The sequence below is a fragment of the Frigoribacterium sp. CFBP 13712 genome (assembly GCF_014842255.1).
In the GTDB taxonomy this organism is placed as follows: Bacteria; Actinomycetota; Actinomycetes; order Actinomycetales; family Microbacteriaceae; genus Frigoribacterium.
In genome coordinates, this window is record NZ_JACYVH010000003.1 from 349,914 (window position 1) to 374,570 (window position 24,657).

At 72.9% G+C, this 24,657-nt stretch carries 17 protein-coding genes; 6 read left to right on the plus strand and 11 right to left on the minus strand.

Features of this window, described 5'->3' with window-relative positions; genetic code table 11:
- Positions 1-23: 23 nt before the first annotated feature.
- The 3 genes from IFT51_RS07825 to IFT51_RS07835 all read right to left on the minus strand — a co-directional run bounded on the left by IFT51_RS07825 (position 24) and on the right by IFT51_RS07835 (position 4,260).
- A complete protein-coding gene (locus tag IFT51_RS07825; RefSeq protein ID WP_197981874.1) occupies positions 24-1,676 on the minus strand; it encodes an NAD(P)/FAD-dependent oxidoreductase in 1,653 nt (550 codons plus the stop codon).
- On the minus strand, positions 1,673-2,674 hold the full coding sequence (locus IFT51_RS07830; protein ID WP_192060498.1) for a zinc-binding dehydrogenase: 1,002 nt from the start codon (positions 2,672-2,674) through the stop codon (positions 1,673-1,675). Before IFT51_RS07830 ends, IFT51_RS07825 begins: the two co-directional genes overlap by 4 nt.
- Positions 2,675-2,796: 122 nt before the next feature.
- Positions 2,797-4,260, minus strand: coding sequence for a cation:dicarboxylate symporter family transporter (locus tag IFT51_RS07835; protein ID WP_192060499.1), 1,464 nt, complete (start codon positions 4,258-4,260; stop codon positions 2,797-2,799).
- Positions 4,261-4,483: 223 nt separating this feature from the next.
- On the opposite strand from IFT51_RS07835, the gene IFT51_RS14845 reads away from it, so the two are divergent.
- Positions 4,484-6,166 (plus strand): sensor histidine kinase, encoded by a 1,683-nt coding sequence (locus IFT51_RS14845; RefSeq protein WP_197981875.1) that lies wholly within the window; start codon positions 4,484-4,486, stop codon positions 6,164-6,166.
- A complete protein-coding gene (locus IFT51_RS14850; protein WP_371740735.1) occupies positions 6,163-6,891 on the plus strand; it encodes a response regulator in 729 nt (242 codons plus the stop codon). The genes IFT51_RS14845 and IFT51_RS14850 overlap by 4 nt, the downstream gene beginning before the upstream one ends.
- An 85-nt stretch (positions 6,892-6,976) precedes the next feature.
- Here IFT51_RS14850 and IFT51_RS07845 read toward each other — a convergent pair whose 3' ends face one another.
- Together IFT51_RS07845 and IFT51_RS07850 are read right to left on the minus strand one after the other, a co-directional pair.
- Complete coding sequence (locus IFT51_RS07845; RefSeq protein ID WP_192060613.1) at positions 6,977-8,551, minus strand: molybdopterin-dependent oxidoreductase; 1,575 nt, start codon at positions 8,549-8,551, stop codon at positions 6,977-6,979.
- A 100-nt stretch (positions 8,552-8,651) separates the two neighbouring features.
- The gene (locus IFT51_RS07850; protein WP_192060500.1) at positions 8,652-8,945 is read right to left on the minus strand and encodes a hypothetical protein; all 294 of its coding nucleotides are present in this window, start codon (positions 8,943-8,945) and stop codon (positions 8,652-8,654) included.
- 39 nt (positions 8,946-8,984) lie between these two features.
- Between IFT51_RS07850 and IFT51_RS07855 the strand changes: the two genes are divergently transcribed.
- Entirely contained in the window at positions 8,985-10,148 is a 1,164-nt protein-coding gene (locus IFT51_RS07855) for an ATP-dependent DNA ligase (RefSeq protein WP_244637031.1), read from the plus strand.
- A 155-nt stretch (positions 10,149-10,303) separates the two neighbouring features.
- Here IFT51_RS07855 and ligD read toward each other — a convergent pair whose 3' ends face one another.
- Positions 10,304-11,320, minus strand: coding sequence for a non-homologous end-joining DNA ligase (ligD, locus tag IFT51_RS07860; protein ID WP_192060501.1), 1,017 nt, complete (start codon positions 11,318-11,320; stop codon positions 10,304-10,306).
- 218 nt (positions 11,321-11,538) lie between these two features.
- On the opposite strand from ligD, the gene IFT51_RS07865 reads away from it, so the two are divergent.
- Positions 11,539-11,904: a hypothetical protein gene (locus IFT51_RS07865; protein WP_192060502.1), complete on the plus strand. Its 366-nt coding sequence runs from the start codon at positions 11,539-11,541 to the stop codon at positions 11,902-11,904.
- Between the two features lie 397 nt (positions 11,905-12,301).
- Here IFT51_RS07865 and IFT51_RS07870 read toward each other — a convergent pair whose 3' ends face one another.
- The 4 genes from IFT51_RS07870 to IFT51_RS07885 all read right to left on the minus strand — a co-directional run bounded on the left by IFT51_RS07870 (position 12,302) and on the right by IFT51_RS07885 (position 19,174).
- Complete coding sequence (locus IFT51_RS07870) at positions 12,302-14,812, minus strand: glycoside hydrolase family 65 protein (protein ID WP_192060503.1); 2,511 nt, start codon at positions 14,810-14,812, stop codon at positions 12,302-12,304.
- A complete protein-coding gene (locus tag IFT51_RS07875) occupies positions 14,809-15,669 on the minus strand; it encodes a beta-phosphoglucomutase family hydrolase (RefSeq protein WP_320477279.1) in 861 nt (286 codons plus the stop codon). Before IFT51_RS07875 ends, IFT51_RS07870 begins: the two co-directional genes overlap by 4 nt.
- 129 nt (positions 15,670-15,798) lie before the next feature.
- The gene (locus IFT51_RS07880) at positions 15,799-18,429 is read right to left on the minus strand and encodes a carboxylate--amine ligase/circularly permuted type 2 ATP-grasp protein (RefSeq protein ID WP_192060504.1); all 2,631 of its coding nucleotides are present in this window, start codon (positions 18,427-18,429) and stop codon (positions 15,799-15,801) included.
- Positions 18,430-18,553: 124 nt separating this feature from the next.
- Positions 18,554-19,174 (minus strand): TetR/AcrR family transcriptional regulator, encoded by a 621-nt coding sequence (locus IFT51_RS07885; RefSeq protein WP_192060505.1) that lies wholly within the window; start codon positions 19,172-19,174, stop codon positions 18,554-18,556.
- Positions 19,175-19,249: 75 nt separating this feature from the next.
- Between IFT51_RS07885 and IFT51_RS07890 the strand changes: the two genes are divergently transcribed.
- A complete protein-coding gene (locus tag IFT51_RS07890) occupies positions 19,250-20,767 on the plus strand; it encodes an MFS transporter (RefSeq protein ID WP_244637033.1) in 1,518 nt (505 codons plus the stop codon).
- A gap of 78 nt (positions 20,768-20,845) precedes the next feature.
- On the plus strand, positions 20,846-24,295 hold the full coding sequence (locus tag IFT51_RS07895; protein WP_192060507.1) for a DEAD/DEAH box helicase: 3,450 nt from the start codon (positions 20,846-20,848) through the stop codon (positions 24,293-24,295).
- Between the two features lie 47 nt (positions 24,296-24,342).
- Here IFT51_RS07895 and IFT51_RS07900 read toward each other — a convergent pair whose 3' ends face one another.
- Complete coding sequence (locus tag IFT51_RS07900; RefSeq protein ID WP_192060508.1) at positions 24,343-24,645, minus strand: putative quinol monooxygenase; 303 nt, start codon at positions 24,643-24,645, stop codon at positions 24,343-24,345.
- Positions 24,646-24,657 lie beyond the last annotated feature (12 nt).

A 24,657-nucleotide genomic window follows, 5' to 3' on the forward strand; every position in this document is an offset into this window, starting at 1 on the left:
GCCCCCGCGTCACCGCCCCCGCATCAGCGCCCGAAGCGCATGCCGTCCCGCGTCAGCGAGCTGAACCGCATGGCCCAGACGTCACGCGGGTAGTTCTGGTGCATCCGCCACGGAGCACGCCCACCCTGGCGGGGCAGCAGATGCTCACCCCGCGCGACGTACCCGCTCGACAGATCGATCAGCGGCATCGTCCGTCCGGCGCGTCGGGGCGCCGTCGGCACCGCCCACCGCAGACCCCGGCGGTCCAAGTACCGCAGCAGCCGCGACAGGTACCGGCCGACCAGGTCGATCTTCAGCGTCCACGACGCGTTCGTGTACCCGATCGCGAACGCGAAGTTCGGCACGTCCGCCAGCATGAACCCCTTGTACGTCAGCTTGGTCGCCGGGTCGACCACCGCCCCGTCCACCGACAGGCGCATGCCGCCGAACAGCAGCAGATTCAGCCCCGTCGCGGTGACGACGACGTCCGCGGGCACGACCCGCGCCTCCTGCCCGTCACGCCCCTCGACCGCCACGCCCTCGGGCACGAACCGCTCGACGCCGTCGGTCACGATCGACGCCGACCCCGACCGCAGCGCACGGAACAGCGCGCCGTCCGGGGTGATGCACAGACGCTGATCCCACGGGTCGTAGCTCGGCTGGAAGTGCCGGTCGACGTCGAAGCCCTCGGGCAGACGACGCTCGACGCCCGACCGGAGGAACGCCTTCATCCGCTCCGGCGATCTCCTGCTCGCCTGGTAGCTCAGCAGCGCCATGCCGACGCTCCGCCACCGGACGAGCCGATCGTCGACCGATCGCGGCAGCAGTCGCCGCCAGGGCCGCGGTCGCTTCCGCTCCGACGGCAGCGACAGCACGTACGTCGGCGAGCGCTGCAGCATCGTCACGTGCTCGGCCTGCTCGGCGAGCGCCGGCACGAGCGTGATCGCGGTCGCGCCCGACCCGATCACGACGACCCGTCTGCCGGTCACGTCGAGGTCGGCGGGCCAGTGCTGCGGGTGCACGAGGGTGCCGGCGAAGTCCTGCTGACCGGTGAAGGTCGGCGTGTAGCCCTCGTCGTAGCGGTAGTACCCCGAGCAGGCGACGAGCACGCCGCAGGTCACCGTGAGGCGGCGGGCGCCGACGGGCCGGTCGGCGGAACCGGCGGAACCGTCCGAACCGTCCGAACCGTCCGCGGCTCCCCCGGCTCCCCCGGCTCCCCCAGAGGGAGGCGCGGCGACGTCGATCTCGACCGTCCAGCGGGCGTCGGCGGACGACCAGTCGGCGGCCACGACCCGGTGCCCGTAGCGCACCCGCTCGGCGACCCGGGTCTCGTCGGCGGTGTCGCGCACGTAGTCGCGGATGGCCGCGCCCGGGGCGATCGAGCGACGGTCGCGCCACGGGCGGTCCGCGTAGCCGAGGGTGAACATGTCGCTGTCGGAGCGTACGCCGGGGTAGCGGAACAGATCCCAGGTGCCGCCCATCGCCTGGCGGGCCTCGACCACGGCGAGGGTGCGTCGCGGGAAGTCGCGCAGCAAACGCGCGGCCATGCCCACGCCCGACAGCCCAGCGCCGACCACGAGCACGTCGACGTGCCCGGGCAGCGGCTCACCCGACGACCGTCTATCGCGTGACCGCTCCCCGTGCAGCGTCTCACCCGACGGCACGCCCCCCGAGGAGGCGCGGTTCGAGCCGGTCACGGGACCAGCACGATCCGGATCGGGTCACCCTCTTTGCGCTCCAGCATCGCGACGGCACGGGCCGCCTCGGCGAGGGGGACGGTGGCGCTGACGGACCGCGAGAAGTCGAGGCGGCCCTGCCCGGCGAGGGCGACGAGCGTCGTGACGTCGGCGGGCTCCGACCCGTAGTGGCCGAGCACCTGCTGCTGCAGGTAGCTGAACTTGGTGCCGTCGGCGATCGTGATGGGCTTGTCGGTCAGACCCACGAGGGTGAGTCGGCCGCGGTAGCCGAGGCAGGCGATGGCCTGCTCGCGGACGGCCGGCACCCCGGCGAAGTCGAAGGCGCGTGCGAGACCGGCGCCGCGCGTGGCCTGCCCGAGCTGCTGCGCGAAGTCGGGGGCGGCGGGGTCGAGGGCGAGGTCGGCGCCGAAGGCCAGGGCCCGCTCCCGCGCCTGCGGCAGCGGGTCGACGGCGATGATCGGGGCGGCTCCGATGAGGGCGAGCAGCTGCACGGCGTGGGCGCCGAGTCCGCCGACGCCCCAGACTCCGACGGCGGTACCGGGCTTCGTGTCGGCCGTGGTGGTGAGCGCGGCCCATGGAGTCGAGACGGCGTCGGGGATGAAGCAGGCCTGCTCGAACGGGAGGCCGTCGGGGATGGGGACGACCGTGTCGGCCCGGGCGACCGCGTACTCGGCCCAGCCGCCGTCGTAGTCGACGCCGCGGGTGAGGACCCGCCCGTCGTCCTCCTGGCCGGCCTGCAGCAGGACGCGATCGCCGACCGCGAGGTGCGCGACCCCGTCGCCGACCTGGTCGATCGTCCCCGCGACCTCGTGACCGAGGGTGACGGTGTCGCCCGGCAGGTGGAGCGGTGTCAGCGACCCCTGGATGAGGTGGACGTCCGACAGGCAGACGCCGGCGGCGGCGACGGCGATGCGGACCTCTCCGGGGCCGGCGTCGGGGGTGGGCACCTCGACGACCTCGAACTGGCGGGTGGTGACGGTCAGGCGTCCGGCGAGCATGGTTCTTCCCATCTGGGGGCGGCACGCTCTCGGTCGTCGGTGACCGCGGGCTCGCACCGCGCCTCCTCGGCGACGGTACGCCCGCTCCCGTGGCCGTGCCCCACGCACGGCCACGGGAGGTCTCAGCGTCGGGTGCCGGTCTCCGCGTCGGCCGCGACCGCGGCGGCGGAGGGCGCCTCACCCGCGGCGGCGGCGTCGTCGACCGCGCTGTCGGACGAGCCGTGCCCGTCGGCGTTCATCGTCGCCTCGTCGAAGGGCGCCCGGCCGGACAGCACCGTCTCGACGCGCTCGGGGTCGATCTGCTTCGTCCAGGTGCCGACGAGCACGGTCGCGACCGCGTTGCCGGTGAAGTTCGTCAGCGCGCGGGCCTCCGACATGAACCGGTCGATGCCGACGATCACGCCGACGCCGTCGACCAGGTCGGGACGGTGAGCCTGCAGCCCGCCCGCGAGCGTGGCGATGCCGGCGCCGGTGACCCCGGCGGCGCCCTTCGAGGCGATCATCATGAACAGCAGCAGCGAGATCTGCTCGCCGACGCTGAGCGGCGTGCCCATGGCGTTGGCGATGAACAGCGACGCCATCGTCAGGTAGATGGCCGTGCCGTCGAGGTTGAACGAGTACCCGGTGGGCACCGTGATGCCGACGACCGGCTTCGAGACGCCCAGGTGCTCCATCTTGGCGATGAGGCGGGGCAGGGCGACCTCGCTCGACGAGGTCGAGACGATCAGCAGGTACTCGCGACCGAGGTACCTCATCAGCCGGAAGATGTTGACCCCGGTGACGAGCTTGAGGATCGAGCCGAGCACCACCGCGACGAACACGATGCAGGTGATGTAGAACGCGATCATCAGGGTGCCGAGCGCGATGATCGCGGCGACGCCGGTCTCGCCGACGACCGCGGCGATGGCCCCGAAGGCGCCGATCGGCGCGACCCACATGATCATCGCGAGGATGCGGAAGACCAGCACCTGCAGGTTGCGGACGCCCTCGAGGATGGTGGCGCCGCGGGTGCCCATGCGCTGCAGTGCGAACCCGACGAGCAGGGCCACGAAGAGCGTCTGGAGGATCGAGCCCGACGTCAGCGACGACACCAGGGTCTCGGGGATGATGCCGAGCAGGAACCCCGCGGTGCCGCCGGCCTCCTCCGACGCGGGGGCCTCGTAGCCGGTCGAGCCGACCATCAGACCCTCGCCCGGGTGCACGAGGTTGCCGACCACGAGGCCGATCCCGAGCGCGAAGGTCGACATCGCGATGAAGTAGCCGAGCGCCAGGCCGCCGACCTTGCCCACCGTCGCCGCCTTCGCGATCGACCCGACGCCGAGCACGATGGTGCAGAAGATGACGGGGGCGATCATCATCGAGATGAGCGAGACGAACGCCGTGCCGATGGGCTTCAGCTGCACGGCCACCTCGGGCGCGGTGAGACCGACGAGGATGCCGGCCGCGACCGCGACGATGACGGCGATGTACAGCCAGTGCGAGCGGTCGATGCGACGGCGCGTCCGCCCGCCGCCCGCCGTGGGTGTCGACGGTGTCGTGCTGCCACCGGGGGCGGGCGCGCCGGCGCCCTTGTGCGTCCTAGCCATGGGGACTTCCTCGTTCTCATGTCCGATCGACGTCGTCGTCGACGGTCTGCGGAGTGCGTTCGGGCGAGCCTGTCGTGCGGTCCGGCCCCGGTCGAGGTTCTGGTCATACTGGTCACGCCGGCTCGCGCGGGCCCGCGGCGCACGACCCGGTGCAGCGCGACCCGGTGCAGCGCGACCCCCGCCGCACGACCCCGCGCCGCCCGACTCGACGAGGAGCCACCCGATGACCCGACCCCACCCCCGGTGGAGCATCGCCGCGCGCCTGTTCGCCCTGCAGGTCGTCGTCATCGTGCTGATCGCCGCCCTCGCGACCGTGTGGACGATCCGCTCGGCGCGCACCGACGCCGACTCCTCCGCCGCCCGCGCCTGCCTCGCGCTCGCCACCGGGATCGCCGACAACCCCTTCGTGCTCGACGCGCTGACGACGACCGATCCGAGTGCGCGCCTCCAGCCCTACGCCCTCGACCTCATGCGCGACACGTCGACCGACTTCGTCACGATCATGAGCCCCGACCGCACCCGTCTCACGCACCCCGACGCCGCCGAGATCGGTCGGCCGTTCGTCGGCACGATCGAGCCCGCGCTCGCCGGGCGCTCGTTCACCGAGACCTACACGGGCACGCTCGGCCCGTCGGTGCGGGCCGTCGTCCCCGTGCTCGGCGCCGACGGCGAGGTCGTCGCCCTCGTCGCGGCCGGGGTCACCGTGTCGGCGATCGCCGACACCCTCGAGCAGCGACTGACGCTGGTGCTCGCGGCCGCCCTCGCGACCGTGCTGATCGGCGCCCTCGCCTCGTGGCTGCTCAGCCGCTACCTCCGTCGAGTGACGAGGGGCCGCGGCCCGGAGGAGCTCGGCCGCCTCTTCGACTACTACGAGGGCGTCCTCCACTCCGTGCGCGAGGGCCTGCTGCTCGTCGACGGACGCGGTCGCCTCACCCTCTGCAACGACCAGGCGGCCGAGCTGCTCGGTCTGCCGCCGGGCGGGGTCGACCGGCCGGTGCCCCTCGAGAGCCTCGACCTCCCCGACTCCCTCGCGCGCCTCCTCGTCGGGGGGCGCGTCGCCGTCGACGAGGTGCACGTGACCGACGAGCGCGTCCTCGTCGTCAACCAGCAGCACACCGGGACCCCGAGCCGAGGAGGCGCGGGTCGCGTCGTCCCGGCACGCACCCTCGGCACGGTGACCACGCTGCGCGACCGCACCGAGCTGACCGACCTCGCCGACGAGGTCGAGACGATGCGGACGCTCGCCGACGCCCTGCGCTCGCAGACGCACGAGTTCTCGAACCGGCTGCACACGATCGTCTCGCTGATCGAGCTCGGTCGCGGCGACGAGGCCCTGCGGTTCGCGGCCACCGGGCTCGACGTCGACCAGCGACTCGCCGACAGCCTCGTCTCGTCCGTCGCCGAACCGGCGCTCGCGGCGCTGCTGCTCGGCAAGTCCGCCCAGGCGCGCGAGCGCGGCGTCGACCTCGTGATCGACGTCGATCCCGCCCTCGGCACCGTCGACGTCGAGCCGCGCGACCTCGTGACGGTGCTCGGCAACCTGCTCGACAACGCCCTCGACGCCGCCGACGGCACCGTGCGGATCACGGCGCGACGGGAGCAGAGCGAGGGCGGCGAGGCGTGCGAGGGCGGCGAGGGCGGCGGCGCCGTCGTCTTCACGGTCGCCGACGACGGGCCGGGGCTCGGCGACGTCGAGCAGGCGTTCCACCGCGGCTTCAGCACGAAGGAGCCCGGCAGCACCGGTCGGGGCGTCGGGCTCGCGCTCGTGCGGCAGGCGGTCTCCCGCGCCGGCGGCGGCATCACGGTGACCACGGGCACCGACGGGACCGCCTTCTCGGTGCGGTTCTCGGACGCCGCGACCGCCGACGCGGCCGCGACGCCCGACGACGGGGGTGGGCGTCGGTGACCCGCGCCTCCTCGGGGCCCGGGCTCGAAGCCCCGGTCGCGGACGTCCGGGTGCTCGTCGTCGAGGACGAGCCGCTGACCGCCGAGGCGCACGTCGCCTACGTCGGCCGCGTCGACGGCTTCGTCGTGGCGGCCACGGCCCACGACGGGCGAGAGGCCCTCGATCGGCTCCGCGACGACCCCTCGATCGACCTCGTGCTGCTCGACATGAACCTGCCCGACACGCACGGCATCGCCCTCTGCCGTGCCCTGCGCGCTGCGGGGTCCACCGTCGACGTGATCGCGGTCACGGCCGTGCGCGACGTCCAGGTCGTCCGCGCCGCCGTCTCGCTCGGCATCGTGCAGTACCTGATCAAGCCGTTCACCTTCGCGACGTTCGCCGAGCGCCTCGAGGGGTACCGCACGTTCCGGTCGTCGCTGACGCCCGACGGCGGACTCGTGACCCAGGGCGACGTCGACGCGGGGCTCGCGACCCTCCGCACGACGACGGCGCCCGCGCTCGGCAAGGGCCTCTCGCCCACCACGCTCGATCGGGTCGTCGCGGTGCTGCGCGGCGGACCCGACCCGTGGACCGCGGAGGCGCTGGCCGGGTCGACGGGGGTCTCGCGCGTCACGGCGCGCCGCTACCTCGAGCACCTCGAGACCGCCGGCCTCGTGCGCCGCGACCAGCGCTACGGCTCGCCCGGGCGGCCCGAGAGCACGTACCGGTGGCTGGGGCGCCGGTGACCAGCAGGCGGGAGTGACGCGCGGCCGCGAGTGACGCCCCGGCGCGAGTGACGGGCGCCCCGGCCCGAGTGACGTCCCGGCGCGGTCAGCGCACGGTGATCGTGTGCTCGTCCCAGCCCTCGGCGCCGTTCGGGGCCGGGGGCAGCGGCGTCTCCGACTGCGTGACGCCGTCGGCACCCGTGGCCCGCACCTGCACGGTGTGGTCGCCCGGCGTGGCGTCCCAACGGTGGACCCACTGCACCCAGGTGTCGGCCGAGACCGACTCGGCCAGCTCGGCGGCGACCCAGGCCCCGCCGTCGATCCGCACCTCGACGCCCGAGACCCCCGTGTGCGGATGCCAGGCCACCCCGGCGATCGGCACCCGGCCGGCGTCGACCGACGCGCCCGCCTTCGGCGTATCGATGCGCGACTCCAGCTTGACCGGCCCGAGGGCGTCCCAGCCGCGCGGCGTCCAGTAGCCCTCGGTGTCGGCGAACCGGGTGACCTCGAGGTCGACGACCCACTTCGTCGCCGAGACGTAGCCGAACAGCCCCGGCACGACCATCCGCACCGGGAACCCGTGCTGCTGAGGCAGGGGCTCGCCGTTCATCCCCACGGCCAGGATCGCGTCGGTCCCGTCGTCGACCAGCACGGACAGCGGCGTGCCCGCGGTGAACCCGTCGCTGCTGGTCGAGAGCACCATGTCGGCGCCGCTCTGCGGACCGGCCCGCTCGAGCAGGGCGCGGATCGGGTAGCCGAGCCAGAGCGCCGTGCCGATCAGGTCGCCGCCGACCTCGTTCGACACGCAGCTGAGGGTCGCGTAGTGCTCTTCGAGGGGCAGGGCGAGCAGCTCGTCGAACGAGATCTCGATCTCGCGGTCGACGAGACCGTGGATCCGCAGACTCCATTCGGCCGGGTCGATCGAGGGCACCTGCAGGGCGGTGTCGATGCGGTAGAAGTCGGCGTTCGGGGTGACGTACGGCGTGATGCCCTCGACGTCGAGGGAGGCGCCGGCCGGCACCGCGGGAGCGGCCTGCGCCGGCGCGGGCAGGGTCAGGGCGTCGCGGAGCGCCCCGACGTTCGCCCGGGTCGCGTTCACCAGACGGGCGCCGGTGCCGACGACGACGGACGCCGCACCCACGGCGATCGCCATCACCAGGAACCCGCGGCGCTCGAGCCCGGGGCCGAGCAGCGGCGGTTCGGGCACGGTCGCGGCGGCCCAGCCCGGCTCGGTCGAGGCCTCCCAGCGGTGCAGGCGCGTCATCAGCGCGGTGAGGACGACCAGCGACACGACGGTGCCGACGGCCGTCGGGGCGCCGTCGAGCGAGGTGCTGTCGGCCCGGGTCAGCACGGCGACGAGCGCGACGACCCCGCCGATGCCGAAGACGATCTTGCCGCCGGGCGGGCGGCGATGCTCGAGCACGCCGGCCCCCGCGGTGATCGCGACGAGCAGCACGCCCATCAGCACGAAGAGGGCCACCTTGTCGCCGGTGCCGAACAGCGACACCATCAGGTTCTTGACGGCCGCGGGGGCCAGGTCGATCGCGGCCGAGCCCACGCCGAACAGCGGGCTGCCGCCGGCGCCGGTGACCCACGCCACGGCCTCGGCCGACGCGAGGAACGCCGTCACCGACACGACGCCGGCCAGAGCGGCCCAGGCCGAGGAGGCGCGGGTCGTCATCCCGACGCCGGCGGGACGGGGCGGGGACTCCAGACGCACGGACATGCTGCCAGGCTAGGCCGCGCCTCCGGGGAGTCGCCTCCGCGCAGCCGCGCCGCGGTCAGTCGTCGTCGCCGACGAGGCTCTCCATCAGTTCGACGATCAGCGCGACGGCCGACTCCGAGCCGGGCGGGTCGCCGGCGTCGGCCTCGGCGTCGGGGGCGTCGACGACCAGCAGCGGGATGCCGGGGCCGAGCACCAGCTGGGCGATCTCGGAGCGCCCCTCGATGCGGCAGGCGACCGGTACGCGGAACGTGCGGTCGTCGTCGGCGAACTCCATCGAGGCGGCGAGCAGCGTCTCGGCGAGCTCGTCGGTCACGGTCAGGCGGGCGCCGGCGTAGTGCAGGGTCTTCATCCCCTCACCTTAGGCGCGCGACCGGAGCACACTCGGGTGATGATCCCCGACGCCGCTCATCCCGTCGTTCCGATGCTCGCGAAGGCCGTCGCCGAGGTGCCCGAGCCCGACTCGGTGCCGGGCGGGTTGTCGTACGAGCCGAAGTGGGACGGCTTCCGCGGCATCGTCTACGCCCGATACCTGGACGCGGACCAGCCCGGCGGAGCGACCGACCCCGGCGGAGAGACGGACTCCGGCGGTGCGGCCGAACCAGGCACCCCGCACGGCGGCACCGGCCGCCGCCCCCTCGAGATCGAGATCGGCAGCCGCGGCTCGAAGACGCTGACCCGGTACTTCCCCGAGCTGGTCGCGTCGCTCGCCGAGCTGCTGCCCGGTCCGTGCGTGCTCGACGGCGAGATCGTCGTCCGCACCGGCGAGCCGGGTCGCGAGCGGCTCGACTGGGAGGCGCTCGGTGCGCGGATCCACCCCGCGGAGTCCCGGGTCGCCACCCTGTCGGTCGAGACCCCCGCCCTCTTCGTGGCCTTCGACCTGCTGGCCCTCGGTGACCGAGAGCTCGTCGACGCGCCCTTCGGCGAACGACGCGCCCTGCTGGTCGAGACCGTCGGCGGAGGCGACGGCACCGGGCCGCTGCACGTCAGCCGCACCACCGACGACGTCGATCTCGCCCGACGCTGGCTCGCCGAGTTCGAGGGCGCCGGGCTCGACGGGGTCGTCGCGAAGCCCCTGGACGCCCCGTACTCCCCCGGCAAGCGCACCATGCTGAAGATCAAGCACCACCGCACGGCCGACGTCGTCGTGCTCGGCTACCGGGTGCACAAGAGCGGAGCCGGGGTCGGGTCGCTGCTGCTCGGCCTGTTCGACGCCGACGGCGAGCTGAGGAACGTAGGAGGCGCGTCGGCGTTCTCCGACGCCCGTCGCCTCGAGCTCGTGACCGAGCTGGAACCCCTCGTGGCCCGCGACGCCGACGGCGGTGTGTCGCACGCCGAGACGGAACGGAGCCGGTTCTCGTCGGGCAAGGACGTCTCGTACGTGCCGCTCCGGCCCGAGCGGGTCGTCGAGGTCCGCTACGACCAGATGGAGGGGTCGCGGTTCCGCCACACGGTGCAGTTCGCCCGCTGGCGGCCCGATCGCGACGCCCGCTCGTGCGGCTTCGACCAGCTGGAGGTGCCCGCCGCGTACGACCTCGGGGACGTGCTCGGGTAGGCGCGCCGCGCCTCCCCGGGGGGGGGGGCGGGACTCCTCGGCTCCGCGCGCCTCCTCTGTTGCCGAACCGCGCCTCCTCGGCTCCGCGCGCCTCCTCGGGAGGCGACCCGGGCCTCCTGGGCTCCGCGCGCCTCCTCGGCCCGGTAGCGGGCGGGTCAGTCGGTTGCGGGCGTGCGGGCGCGACTGGGCTGCACGCGGGGAGGCTCGCCCGGCATCTTCGGGAAGTCGGGTGGGAACGGCAGCTCGCCGAGACCGTCGGCGACGTCGCGCTCCCACCAGCCCAGAAGGGTGTCGATGCGGCCCGGGCTGTCGTGCATGCCCGCCCACGGGTCGCCCAGCCGCTGCAGCCGGTCGGGCACCGTCAGCACGGTGTGCTCGGCCGGGTCGACGGTCGGCAGATCGTCCCAGCCGACGGGCAGCGAGACGGAGGCGCGGGGCAGCGCCCGAGGCGACCAGGCCCCCGCCATGGTCCGGTCGCGATTGGCCTGGTTGTAGTCGACGAAGATGCGCTCGCCGCGCTGCTCCTTCCACCAGGCGGTGGTGATGCGGTCGGGGGCGCGACGCTCGAGCTCGCGGGCGGCGGCGATCACCGCGTGCCGCACCACGAGGAACTCGTGCTCGGGTTCGATCGGCGCGAAGACGTGCAGCCCGCGGTTGCCGCTCGTCTTGACGAAGGCGGTCAGCCCCGCCTCGGCGAGCACCTCGCGGAGGTCGAGAGCGGCGCGGACGGCGTCGTCGAACCCCGTGCCCGGCTGCGGGTCGAGGTCGATGCGCAGCTGGTCGGGCAGATCGGGCTGCTCGGCGCGCGACGCCCACGGGTGGAAGACGAGGGTGTTCATCTGCGCGGCCCAGACGCCGGCGGCGGGTTCGTCGATCACGAGCTGCGGGTGGACGCGCCCGCTCGGATACGTGACGTCGACGGCGCGGACGTGGTCGGGGGTGCCGCGCGGCGGGTTCTTCGAGAAGTACTGGTCGCCGTCGATGTCACCGCCGAAGCGCTGCAGCGAGATGGGGCGGTCGCCGTTCGCCTCGACGAACGGCGCACCCACCTCGACGAGATAGCGGGCGAGGTCGAGCTTCGTGACGCCGAGGTCGGGCCAGAGCACCCGGGAGGGGCTGCTGACCCGGACATCGCGGTCGCCCACCCGCAGGGTCGTCGATTCGGAGGCCATGCGCGCGACGCTAGTCCGCCGGGCGAGGTGCGGCCCGACGGGCGAGGTGCGGCCCGACGGGCCGGGTGCGCTGCGATGAACCGCGTTCGCGAAGATGAACCGCGATCTATCGCGGTTCATCTTCGCGAACGCGGTTCATGGGGAGGAGTGGCCCGCTTCGCGGACGCAGTTCATGGAGCGGAGGTGTCGGCGGGGAGCGCCCGCGCTAGATTGTGCGCATGAGCAGCTCTCGCGAGTCCAAGGGTCCTCGGGTCGAGCGGGGAGATGCGGAGCTGACCCGCGCCTCCTTGGTGCTCGGTCTTCCTCCGACGATGGTCCCCGCGCTGGTGCGCCGGGCTGTGCAGACGAGCCCGTCGTTCACCGTGACCAGCGTCGACGACGACGGGGCCGTGCTGTCTCGCCGGTCGGCGACGGCGACGGGTGACGTCGCGTTCCGACTGACGTTCACGGCGGTCGACGGCGGGACGCGCGTCGATGGCGAGCTGCGGCCCCCGACGGGGACGATCGGCGCCTCGGTCAAGCGTCGCGACGACGATGCGACCGCCCTCTTCGAGGCCCTGGCTGCCGCCGCCGGCCCCTTCTGAGCGAGCCTCCGGCCCGCCCTCGCCCGAGTGGTCAGAAACCGCCCTTCGGCGCGCCACGAAGGACATCTTCTGACCAATCACGCACCCGGCGACGCGGACGCCCGCGCACACCGCCCGGCTGACGCCCACCCCCGAGCTCGAGTGGTCAGAAACCGTCCTTCCGCGCGCGACGAAGGACATCTTCTGACCACCCACGCACCCGGCGACGCGGACGCCCGCACTCCGCCCGGCTGACGCCCGCCCCCGAGCTCGAGTGGTCAGAAAACGCCTTTCCACGCGCCGCGACGGACATCTTCTGACCAATCAAGCACGCGCGAGCGCGAGCACGAGCGTGAGCGCGAGCGCGCCCGAGCACGACCACGAGCACCCGCCGGCGCCGCCCGTCAGCAGGCGCCCCCTAGGCGCCCGCCTCGTCGTCCGTCTCGTACCGGTCGACGCTGATCGTCGGGATCGACGCCGTGATGACCGACCCGTCGGCGCGCATCAGCCCGCGCAGGTCGTTCGTCGTCGGCACCTTGGTGGTGATGCGCGGCCCCTGGTCGTCGAGCGCGATGCGCACCGGCGCCTCGGGCGTGACCGTGAAGCCCTGCTCGCGCACCCACAGCTCGACCTCGCCGCCCGTCTCGATCGTGAAGACGATCTCGTGCTGGGCCAGGTCGACGCGCACGCGGCTGCCCCTGATCTGCACCCGGAACGTGAGTTCGGTCCACTCGCCGGGCAGACGCGGGTCGAAGCTGAAACGGCCGAGCCAGTCGCGCATGCCGCCGTACCCGTTGACGAGCGCGCTCCAGATGCCGCCGGTCGAGGCGACGTGCACCCCGTCGGAGGTGTTGTTGTGCAGATCGGCGAGGTCGACGAAGAGCGACGACAGGAAGTACTGCTGCGACAGCTGGTGGTGCCCCACCTCGGCCGCGACGATCGACTGCACGACGCCCGAGAGGGTCGAGTCACCGGTCGTCAGAGCGTCGTAGTACTCGAAGTCGCGCAGCTTCTGCTCGGCGGTGAACTCGTCGCCCTGCAGGTAGAGCGCCAGCACGACGTCGGCCTGCTTCAGCACCTGGAAGCGGTAGATCACGAGCGGGTGGTAGTGCAGCAGCAGGGGGCGCTTGTTCTCGGGCGTGGCGTCGAGGTCCCAGAGCTCCTTGTCGAGGAACTGCGCGTCTTGAGGGTGGATGCCGCGGTGCTCGTCGTAGGGGATGTGCATGGCCTCGGCGGCGAGGCTCCAACCGTCGACCTCGTGGTCCTCGAGGCGGAGGCGCGCCACGAGCCGGTCGTAGGCGGCCGGCGACTCCTTCGCCAGCCAGGTGACCGTGCGGACGGCGGCCCGGAGGTTCGCGCGGGCCATGACGTTCGTGTACAGGTTGTCGTCGACGACGGTCGTGTACTCGTCGGGCCCGGTGACGCCGTCGATGTGGAACCGCTGATCGCCGTTCGACCGCCAGAAGCCGAGGTCGGCCCAGAGACGGGCGGTCTCGACGAGGATGTCGACGGCGCCCCGCTCGAGGAAGTCCTGGTCGCCCGACGCCTGCACGTACTGACTGAGGGCATGCGAGATGTCGGCGTCGATGTGGTACTGCGCGGTGCCGGCGGCGTAGTACGCCGACGACTCGAGACCGTTGATCGTGCGCCAGGGGAACAGCGCCCCGCGCTGGTTCAGCTCGACGGCGCGGTCGCGTGCCGCGTCGAGCATGCCGAGCCGGAACCGCAGCGCGTTGCGGGCCACGTTCGGCGACGTGTACGTGAGGAACGGCAGCACGTAGATCTCGGTGTCCCAGAAGTAGTGCCCGCCGTAACCCGAGCCGGTGACGCCCTTCGCGGCGATGCCCTGGCCGTCGGTGCGGGCCGTCGCCTGCGCCAGCTGGAAGAGGTTCCAGCGGATGGCCTGCTGCACCTCGGGCTGACCGGCGACCTCGACGTCGCTGCGGGCCCAGTAGTCGTCGAGCCAGGCGCGCTGCTCGGCGAAGACGTTCTCGATGGGCTGATCGGCGATGCGGTCGAGGGTGCGGTCGCAGCGGTCGGCCAGCTCGCGCGGCGGCACCCCGCGCGACGTGTGGTAGGCGACGGTCTTGGTCAGCGTGACCTTCTGACCGGCCTTGGCGCGCACGCGGTAGACGTGCTTCGCGATGTCGTCGTCGATCTGCGACGACTCGTCCCAGCCGTTCTCGGTCTCGAGCACGTGGTCGGCGCCGACGGCGAGGGTCATGCCCGAGTTGGTGGTGCGGTAGCCGAGGATGGCGCGCGACCCGCCGTTGCGACGCAGCTCGGGCTGCAGCACGCGGTCGTCGAACGACTCGGCCCGTCGCGGGTCGAAGGCGTCGGCCGCCGCGCGCATCCCGGCGTGGTACTCGTCGCCCATGTCCTGGCGGTTGAGGATCTGACTCGAGATCAGCAGCGACGCGTCGGCGTCGAGCACCGTCACCTCGTACTGGATGACGGCGAGGTGACGCTCTTCGAACGACACCAGGCGGCGGCTGGTGACGAGCACCTGCTTGCCCGAGGGGGTGCGCCATTCGATCTCGCGGACGAGCACGCCGTCGCGGAAGTCGAGGCGGCGGCAGTGCCGGAGGATGTCGGCCTCGAACAGCACGAACGGCTCGTCGTCGACGTAGAGGCGGATCACCTTGGCGTCGGGCACGTTGACGATGGTCTGACCGACCCGCGCGAATCCGAAGGCCTCTTCGGCGTGGCGGATGGGCCACGTCTCGTGGAACCCGTTGATGAAGGTGCCGAACGAGTGCCCGCCGCGCCCCTCGTCGGGGTTGCCGCGGAGACCCAGGTAGCCGTTGCCGACCGCGAAGACCGTCTCGGTGCGACCCTCGTCGCCCTGGTGGTACTCGTCTTCGATCAGGGCCCACTCGTCGACCGGGAACCGGCGGCGGTCGAGCGGGTCGGACGTGATGTGGTTCACGGCTGGTCCTCTCGCGGGCTGGTGCTGATGTCGTGGTCGGTGTTCGGAGCGATCCGAGGAGGCGGTGGGTCCGAGGGACCGTCGGCCTGCGTCCGCGACGAACCGAGTCTCCCGACGACCTCGGCGAGGTCGTCGACGACGACGTCGGCCCCGAAGTCGAGCAGGGTCTGCGCCCCGGTGCCGCGGTCGACGCCGAGCACGAGGCCGAAGGCCCCGCGACGACCGGCCTCGACGCCCGACTGGGCGTCTTCGACGACGACGCAGTCGGCGGCGGTCAGCCCGAGACGGCGAGCGCCCTCGAGGTAGGTGTCGGGGGCGGGCTTGCCCGTGATGCCCTCCGCCGCGGCGACGACGCCGTCGACGATGACGTCGAAGCGGTCGCGGAGACCGGCGGCCTCGAGCACGGGCACGGCGTTGCGCGAGCTCGAGACGACGGCGACGCGGATGCCGAGCGCGATCGCCCGGTCGAGGAACTCGACCGACCCCGGGTACGGCGCGACCCCGTTCTCGTCGAGCTCCGCCGCGAAGGCGGCGTTCTTGCGGTTGCCGAGACCGCGCACGGTCTCGACGTCGGGCCCGTCGTCGTCCGACCCCTCGGGCAGGGTGACGCCGCGGGCGGCCAGCATGGCGCGCACGCCGTCGTAGCGCGGGCGGCCGTCGACGTGCTCGAAGTAGTCGGCCTCGGTGTACGGCGCGAGCCCTCGGGGTTCGAAGTACTCGGTGAACAGCCGCGACCAGGCGCGCATGTGCACCTCGGCGGTCGGTGTCAGCACCCCGTCGAGATCGAAGAGCAGAGCGTCGAGCGAGGCGAGACGGGAGACGTCGCGCGGGGCCTCGGAGGGCGGGGATGCAGGCACGGGCCGATCACTTTCGAGCGATGTCGAGTCAGGAGGTCGTCATCGGAGCGTCGGTGATCCGGTGAGGCACGACACCCCGCGGGGTGTCCGCGCCCAGTCTGGCAGGTCGGCGGCGACGGACGGACCCCGTCACGACCGCGCGTCGACGGGATCCCCCTCGCGCGCCTCCTCGGGTCCGACGATCCAGGTGTCCTTCAGCTCGCCGCCCTGCTCGGCGGTCACCACCATGCTGCCCTCCGGGGCGACCCGGGTCAGGGCCAGGTCGGCGAGCGCGCTCTCGCCCTCGCCGAGCCCGATGAGGTGCACGAAGCAGCGCAGGTCGACGTGCCGCGGCTGCAGCCCCGTGGCGGTGAGGGTGGGGTGCGACGACAGCTGGACGACCTCCTGGGCGACCCAGTGCGCGGGGTCGGCGGCGATGGCGGCCCGACGCGCGCCGACGGCCGCGGCGGAGGCGGACGGCCCGATCAGCACCCCGTGCCCTCCTCGGCCGTCGACGGGCTTGGTGACGAGCTCGCCGACCCGTTCGAGCACCGAGACCCGCTCGGCCGGGTCGCCCGGGCGGTAGGTCGGCACCGATTCGAGCAGGGGCTTCTCGCCGAGGTAGTAGGCGATGAGGTCGGGCACGGCGCAGTACATCGACTTGTCGTCGGCGAGACCGGTGCCGGGGGTGTTCGCGAGCACGACTCCCCCGCCGGCGGCCGCGTCGATCAGGTGCTCGCCGAGCCGGTCGTCGTCGGGCGACGCCGCGTCGATCAGCTCGCCGTCGAGGCGCACGTACAGGGCGTCGATCACCGTGCCGGTCGCCCGCTCGACGACGAGCCCGTCGCGCACGATCAGGTCGCCCGGTCGCACGAGCAGCAGCCCGGCGCCGTCGGCCAGCACCCGGTGCTCGTACCAGCCCGAGCTGCCCGGTCCGTCGCTGAGCAGCGCCGCGACGCGCTCGCGGTCTGCATCGCGGTCGCCGCCCAGGTCGCCATCCCGGTCGCCTGCGAGGTCGCCGTCGACGGAACGAGGAGGCGCGGCGTGCGCCAGCAGCGTCCGTCGCAGCATCGGGAACACGGTCGTCGGGTCGAGCAGCCCGGCCGGTCGAGGGGCGTCGGGCACGACCGCGTCGAGCATCGCGCGGACGGCGAGCGAGAAGGCGGCGCCGCCCGGCGAGCGCACGGTGTCCTCGAGCACCCGCCACGAGCCGAACTCGGTGCGGACGAGGTCGAACCCCTGGAGGGGCGCGCGGACGACGTCGGCCGGCAGCCGGGTCGCCTCGTCGCGCCAGCCCGAGGCGCCGACCACCTGGTGCTCGGCGAGGACGCCGTCGGCGACCACCCGGCGCTCGCCGTACGCGTCGCGGAGGAACGCCTCGATGGCCCGGGCGCGCTGGGTGAGCCCCGCCTCGAGTCGCGCCCACTCGTGCCGACCGACGACGCGGGGCACGAGGTCGCCGCGGAACTCGCGTTCGTGACCGTCGACGACGGGGCCGATCCGCGCCTCCTCGGCCCAGCGGTCCCGGTGGGCGACGCGCTCGCGGAGGCCCTCCGCGCCGAGGTCGACGAAGAAGGCGGCGATGTCGGCGTAGGCGGCGCGGGGCTGCAGCCCGGGCCCGATCGCCTCGTCTCCGGCCCGGAGCCGGTAGCCGGTCAGGGTCGGCACGGCGGCGCGGCGCCCGGCGGCGGGGCCCCGGGTCTCGTCGAGCACCTGCGCCACGACGTCGTCGAGCTCGCCCCGTTCGGCGAAGGCGGCGCGTTGCCGGTCGGCGCTGTTGCCGCGGGCGAGGGTGGCCTCGGCGAGGTCGCGCACGTCGTCGTAGTCGCCGAGCTCCTCCAGCTGGGGCCGGAGGTGCTCGACGAGCGCGCGGACGGCGTCACGGGCCGGCAGGCGCGACGGGTGCGCGTCGAGGTCGAGCAGCTCGCCCGAGAGGCCCGCCCGCGCCGCCTGCCACATCGCCGCGCGGTGCAGCGGCTGGGCGCGGAGCTCGTAGGGCCGGTCGGCGAGCACGTCCAGCTCGGCGTGCCGGACGGCCGCCCGGTACAGCCCGGCGATCAGCACGGCGTCGTCGACGAGCGGGCAGGCGTCGCAGGTGCGCAGCTCGAGGGTCGGCGCGTGCGAGGACGGCCGCACGTCGAAGTAGGCCATCTTCGCGTCGGCGATGACGCCCGAGGCGATGAGGTCGTCGAGCAGGCGGTCGTACTCGGAGGCGTCGCGCATCGGACCGGTGGCGCCGGCGCTCGGCCAGCGCTGCCAGATGATCGATCGGATGCTCGCGTAGCCGGTGTCCTGTCCGTTCCAGAACGGCGAACTCGCCGACAGGGCCAGGAGGGCGGGCAGCACGGGGGCAACGCGACCGGCGATCCGCACGGCGACGTCGCGATCGGCGACCCCCACGTGGATCTGCAGCCCGCAGATCAGCTGCTCGTCGACGAGCAGTCGGTACTGCTCGTGCATGCGCCCGTAGCGCCCGGTGGGGGTCAGCTCGAAGTCGGCGAACTCCGACCGGGGCGCCGTGCCGACGGCGGCGACGGCGAGACCCTCGGCGGCGGTGACCTCGGCGACCTCGCGGCGCAGCTCGACGATCTCGCGACGGAGGTCGCTCAGCGTCCGCACGACGGGCACGTTCGTCTCGATGGTCGAGCGCTGCAGCTCGGCGCCGAACCGGTCGGCGGGCAGGCGGCTCAGCAGGTGCGGCGCCCTCGTCGACAACCGCCCCGTGGCGACGTCGATCAGATGCAGCTCCTCTTCGGCCCCGAGCGTCAACTCCGCAGTCATGGCCCGACCCTAGGGCTCAGGGACACCGTTGGGGCGGGTTACGTGAGGAATTCACAAGAAGTTGAGGAGGCGCGGCGCCGAGGAGGCGCGGTGCCGAGGAGGCGCGGTGCCGGCGCGCCCGCGGTCAGGCGTCGGCGGGCTGCCGCACTCCGGCGGCGGGGAGCAGCACGCCGTCGATCAGCGAGATCAGGAAGTCGCGGTCGACGGGCCTGCGGAGCACGAGCACCCGGTACGAGACCATGGACGGCGTGACGAGCGCGAGCGACTCGATGTCGGTGGCGGGGTCGATCTCGCCGCGCTCGAGGGCGCGGCGCATGAGCAGTCGATTGGCCTGGGCCCGCGGCTGCACGATGGCGCTGTCGACGGCGTCGGCCAGCTCGGGCGTGGTCGAGAGCATCGTGACGACCCCGGCCATCACCCGCATCTTCTTCTCGGCCTCGTCGATGCTCTGCGGCTTGATCATCGCGACGAGGTCGCCGCGGAGGGTGCCGGTGTCGGGCAGGTCGTCGAGATCGACCGCGCCCTGCTTCAGGCAGGCGACCGCGTCGACGACGAGCTCGCCCTTCGACGCCCACCGGCGGTAGAGCGTCGCCTTGCCGGCCTTGGCGCGGGCGGCGACCATCTCGATGGTCATGCCCTCGAAGCCCGTCTCGGCCAGCACGTCGATGGTGCAGCGGAGGATCTCGGGGTCGCGGCTGTGATCGCGCTTCCGCCCCGGGCGGCCGGGCGTCGGTGCATCGGTCATGCCGGTGACTCTACCTCGGGGATTTGCGAGACCGGGCATATCCGAAACCGACGAGACTCGTATATGCTCGCGCCCATGTCTCGGACCTCTCCGCTCTCTGGCGACGCGACCCGCGCCTCCTCGTCCCGCCGCTGGTGGACCCTCACCACCGTCGCCCTCGCCCAGCTGATGGTCGTGCTCGACTCGACCGTCGTCAACATCGCGCTGCCCGCCGCCCAGGCCGACCTCGGCTTCTCGGACGGCGACCGGCAGTGGATCATCACCGCCTACTCGCTCGCCTTCGGCAGCCTGCTGCTGCTCGGCGGCCGCATCTCCGACCTGATCGGCCGCAAGCGCACCTTCATCGTCGGCCTGATCGGCTTCGCGCTCGCCTCGGCCCTCGGCGGCGCCGCCGACAGCTTCGGGCTGCTCGTCTTCGCGCGAGCGCTGCAGGGCGCGTTCGGCGCACTGCTCGCCCCCACCGCGCTCGCCGTGCTGACCACGACCTTCACCGTGCCGAAGGAGCGCGCCCGCGCGTTCGGCGTCTTCGGCGCGATCGCCGGCGCCGGCGGGGCGATCGGCCTGCTGCTCGGCGGGTTCCTGACCGAGTACGCCTCCTGGCGCTGGAACCTCTACATCAACGTCGTCATCGCCGTCGTGGCCATCGCCGGCGCCGCGGTCTTCGTCTCGCACATCACCCGCACGGGCCCGCGCCCGAAGCTCGACGTGCCCGGCACCGTGCTCGTCTCGGCCGCGCTGTTCTCGCTCGTCTACGGCTTCTCGAACGCCGAGAACGAGGGCTGGGGCTCACCTCTGACCTGGGGGTTCCTCGTCGCGGCCGTCGTGCTGCTGACCGCCTTCGTGCTCTGGCAGCGCCGTGCCGAGCACCCGCTGCTGCCGATGTCGATCGTGCTCGACCGCAACCGGGGCGCCGCGTACAGCTCGGTCACCATCGCGGGTGCCGGCATGTTCGGCATCTTCCTGTTCGTCACCTACTACCTGCAGACCTCGCTCGGCTACACGCCGACGCAGACGGGTCTCGCGTTCCTGCCGATGATCGGCATGCTCGTGCTCGCCGCGCAGCTGTCGACCAACATCTTCGTGCCGCGCTTCGGTCCGAAGATCATGGTGCCGTTCGGCATGACCCTCGGCGTGATCGGCATGCTGCTGCTCACGAGGCTCGATCTCGACAGCGGCTACGCCGGCGACGTGCTGCCCGCTCTGATGGTGCTCGGCTTCGGCATGGGGTCGATCATGCCGGCGTCGATCCAGACCGCGACCCTCGGAGTCGACCGCGAGCACGCCGGAGTCGCTTCGGCCATGGTCAACACCAGCCAGCAGGTCGGCGGATCGATCGGCACCGCGCTGCTGAACACGCTGGCGGCCACGGCCACGGCGAACTACCTGATCGACAGCACGTCGACGACGGGTGCGGTCGCCGCCGAAGCCGCGGTCGCGGGCTACGCGACCGCGTACTGGTGGGGAGCCGGGTTCTTCGCCGTCGGCGCCGTCATCGCCGCGCTGCTGTTCCGCCGACGTGCGCCCCAGGCGCCGGACGAGGAGACGCGGGCCGGGATCTCGACGGAGACCGGGCCGGTCGCCGTCCCCGCCTGATCGTCCCGGTCTCGCGGCCGCGCACGACCCCTCGGGGCGGGCTCTCCACAGGGCCCGCCCTCGACGCTCTCGGCGTCGGTGGCTGCTGACATCATGGTCGGCATGGACCACACGGACGGCATGGGCGACGACGGGGCCGAGGCCGACTTCTCCCCTCTCACGCCGCTGATCGACGCCGTCGACATCATCCGACTCGTCGGGCCGATGGCTTTCAACCGGGCGAAGGAGTACGCGGCGACGGGTGCCGTCACCGAGACGTCGTGGCACCCCGCCGACGAACGCATCACCGGCACCGTGCAGGGCACCGAGGCCACCCCGTACCTCAGCGAGATCGTCGTGCGAGCCGGCCGGGGCGACTACAGCCGACCGCTGCGCAGCACCTGCAGCTGCCCCATCGGCGGCGACTGCAAGCACATCGCGGCCGTGCTGCTGCAGAGCAACACCGCGGCCCTGCTGCAGCGACGCGGGGCGTCGAGCGGCGGGCTGCAGTCGGGTGCGCTGCCGTCGGGTGCGCTGCAGCCCGGCGGCCTGGCGGGGTCCGCCCTGGGCGAGATCACCTCGGCGTCGAGCGCAGGGTCGCCGACGGGTGCGGTCGACCCGGGCGACTGGCGATCGGTCGTGGGCTCCCTCGGTCGGTCGACCCGCGCCTCCTCGGCTCGGACGACCGGCATGGGGCTGCTGTTCGAGGTGCGCGACCGGGCTCCCGCCCCACGGCCGGGCGGCCGACGCCCGCCGGGCGGCACGGGTCGATCGATGCCGCCCCGCCTCGGCGTGCGACCGGTCACGCTCAGTGCGACGGGCAACTGGGTCAGAGGCTCCCTGACCTGGACGTCGCTGCCGTACCAGCTCAACCGTCTCGCCGTCGACCCCGATCAGCACGCCTGGTTCGGTCAGTTCGCGGCCCTGCACCGATCGGTCGTCGCGACCTACGTGCCCGGCGCCGCCGACTGGCTGCACCTCGACGACTTCGCCAGCCCGCTGCTCTGGCCGCTGCTCGCCGAGGCCTCGCGGCTGGGGGTGGCCTTCGTCACCGGCAAGCGCGCGACCGATGTGACGATCGGCGAGCAGGCGCAGGTGACCGTCGACGCGACCCGCGCCGCCGACGGGTCCGTGCTGCTAACGGCTGGCGTCTCGATCGACGGCTCGACCGGTCGCGCGCCGATCGCAGGGGTCGTCGGCGACCACGGGGTGTGGACGGCCGAGACGTCGCGGGCGCTGTCGGTGGTGCTGGCTCCGACGGCCGTGCCGCTCGGCGCCGACGAGCGTCGGCTGCTGACCCTCACCCCCGAGATCCTCGTGCCGGCCGCCGAGACCGCCGAGTTTCTCGCCGACTTCTACCCCGCCCTCCGCCGCAGCGTCGACGTGGTCAGCTCCGACTCGTCCGTCGAGCTGCCCGAGATCGTGCCGCCGAGCCTCCTGCTCACGGTCGGCTTCGAGAGGTCGCACACGCTGCGGCTCTCGTGGGGCTGGTCGATCGACGGCCGACGGCTGCCCCTCGACGCCCACGGTCCGGTGCCGGACCTCGACGAGCTCGCCGCGCCTCCTCGAGACACGGTTCTCACCGGGGTCGCGGCCGCCGAGTTCGCCGCCGAGGTGCTGCCGGCGCTCGAAGCCCGAGCCGACGTCGTCGTCGACCTCGTCGGCACGCGACCCGACTACCGCGAGCTCACCGACGAGCCGCATCTGACCGTGACGACGATCGAGACCGACAAGCGCGACTGGTTCGACCTCGGGGTGCTGGTCACCGTCGAGGGGCGCACGCTGCCCCTCGTGCCGCTCCTCACGGCGCTCGCCAAGCGGCAGCGCAAGATGCTGCTCGTCGACGGCTCGTACCTCTCGCTCGGCTCGCCCGTCTTCGACGAGCTGAAGCGTCTGCTCGACGAGGCGGCCTCGCTCGACGAGTGGGAGACCGGGCCGCGCATCAACCGGTACCAGGCGGGTCTCTGGGCCGAGATCGACGACCTCGCCGACGAGACGGTGCAGGCCGACCGGTGGCGCTCGGCCGTGGGCGGGCTCCTGGCGCTCGCCCAGCGGGGCGATGGCGATGGCGGTAACGACGGCGACGGGTCGAGGCTCGTCACGACTCCCCCGGCGGTGCCCGCGTCGATCGACGCGACCCTGCGGCCGTACCAGCGCGAGGGGTTCGAGTGGCTGGCGTTCCTCTACGAGCACGGGCTCGGTGGGGTGCTGGCCGACGACATGGGGCTCGGCAAGACCCTGCAGACCCTCACCCTGATGGCGCACGTGCGCGAGACGGAGGACCTTGCCGAGCGGCGGCCGTTCCTCGTCGTGGCGCCGACCTCGGTCGTGGCGAACTGGGTGCTCGAAGCGGCCCGGTTCGCCCCCGGTCTCGTCGTGCACGGGGTGACCGAGACGGAGCGGAAGAGCCGGGGCGCGCTCGCGACCGCCCTCGACGGAGGCGCGGGGCCGGTGCCCGACGTCGTCGTCACCTCGTACGCGCTGTTCCGACTCGACGCCGCGGCCTACCAGGGGCACACCTGGGCGGCGCTCGTGCTCGACGAGGCGCAGTTCGTCAAGAACCGGGCGTCGCAGGCGCACCGTGTCGCCGTCGAGCTCGACACCCGGGTCGCGATCGCCATCACGGGCACTCCGCTCGAGAACAGCCTGATGGATCTCTGGTCGCTGTTCCGCATCGTCGCCCCGGGTCTGCTCTCGACGGCGAGCGCGTTCACCGAGAACTACGTCAAGCCGATCGAGGCCGGCGGGCGACCCGAGCACCTCGACCGGCTGCGTCGGCGGATCCGCCCGCTCCTCCTCCGCCGCACGAAAGAGCTGGTGGCGGCCGACCTGCCGGCCAAGCAGGAGCAGGTGCTCCGCGTCGATCTGGCGCCCGCGCATCGCGAGCTCTACGACACGTTCCTGCAGCGCGAGCGCCTGAAGCTGCTCGACCTCATCGACGACCTCGACCGCAACCGCTTCATCGTGTTCCGATCGCTGACGCTGCTGCGCATGCTCTCACTCGACGCGGCGCTGCTCGACGAGGCCTACGCCGACATCCCGTCGGCGAAGCTCGACCAGCTGATCGACGAGCTCGACGACGTCGTGGCGGGCGGGCACCGCGCGCTCGTGTTCAGTCAGTTCACGTCGTTCCTCGGGCGGGTCGCCGCGCGGCTCGACGAGCGGGGCATCGCCCACGAGTACCTCGACGGGTCGACACGTCGACGGGCCGAGGTGATCCGGCGCTTCAAGACCGGCGACGCCCCCGCATTCCTGATCAGCCTCAAGGCCGGTGGGTTCGGGCTGACCCTGACCGAGGCCGACTACGTCTTCATGCTCGACCCGTGGTGGAATCCCGCGGCCGAATCGCAGGCAGTCGACCGGACGCACCGCATCGGCCAGACGAAGAACGTCATGGTCTACCGGATGATCGCGAACGGCACCATCGAAGAGAAGGTGCTGGCGCTGCAGAAGAAGAAGGCCCAGTTGTTCGACGCCGTCATGGACGACGACGCGGTCTTCAGCTCGGCGCTCACCGCCGACGACATCCGCGGTCTGCTCGACGTCTGAGCCGGCGCCGGCTCTGAAGACCGGCACCGGCCCTGAGCCCGGGGGCGTTACGCGTCGAGCGGGATCGTCGTCGAGAACGAGCGCGTCGTCGGCGGCTCGACGAGCACCTCGGGCAGGCGGTTGGCACCCTCGGGCGTCGCGCGCCACGCGACGTACGCCTCGTGATCGGCGGCCGTCGCCCAGGTCTCGACGACGATGGCGCGCGTCGGGTCGTCGTCGTCCACGACGACCACGAGGTCCTGGCAGCCCGGCCAGGCACGGGTGGCGACGAGCGTCTCCCGGACGATGTCGCGGGCGAGGTCGAGCTTGTCGGCGTCGAAGTGCACTTCGAGATGGACGGTCGTGGTCATGCGGTTCCTCCT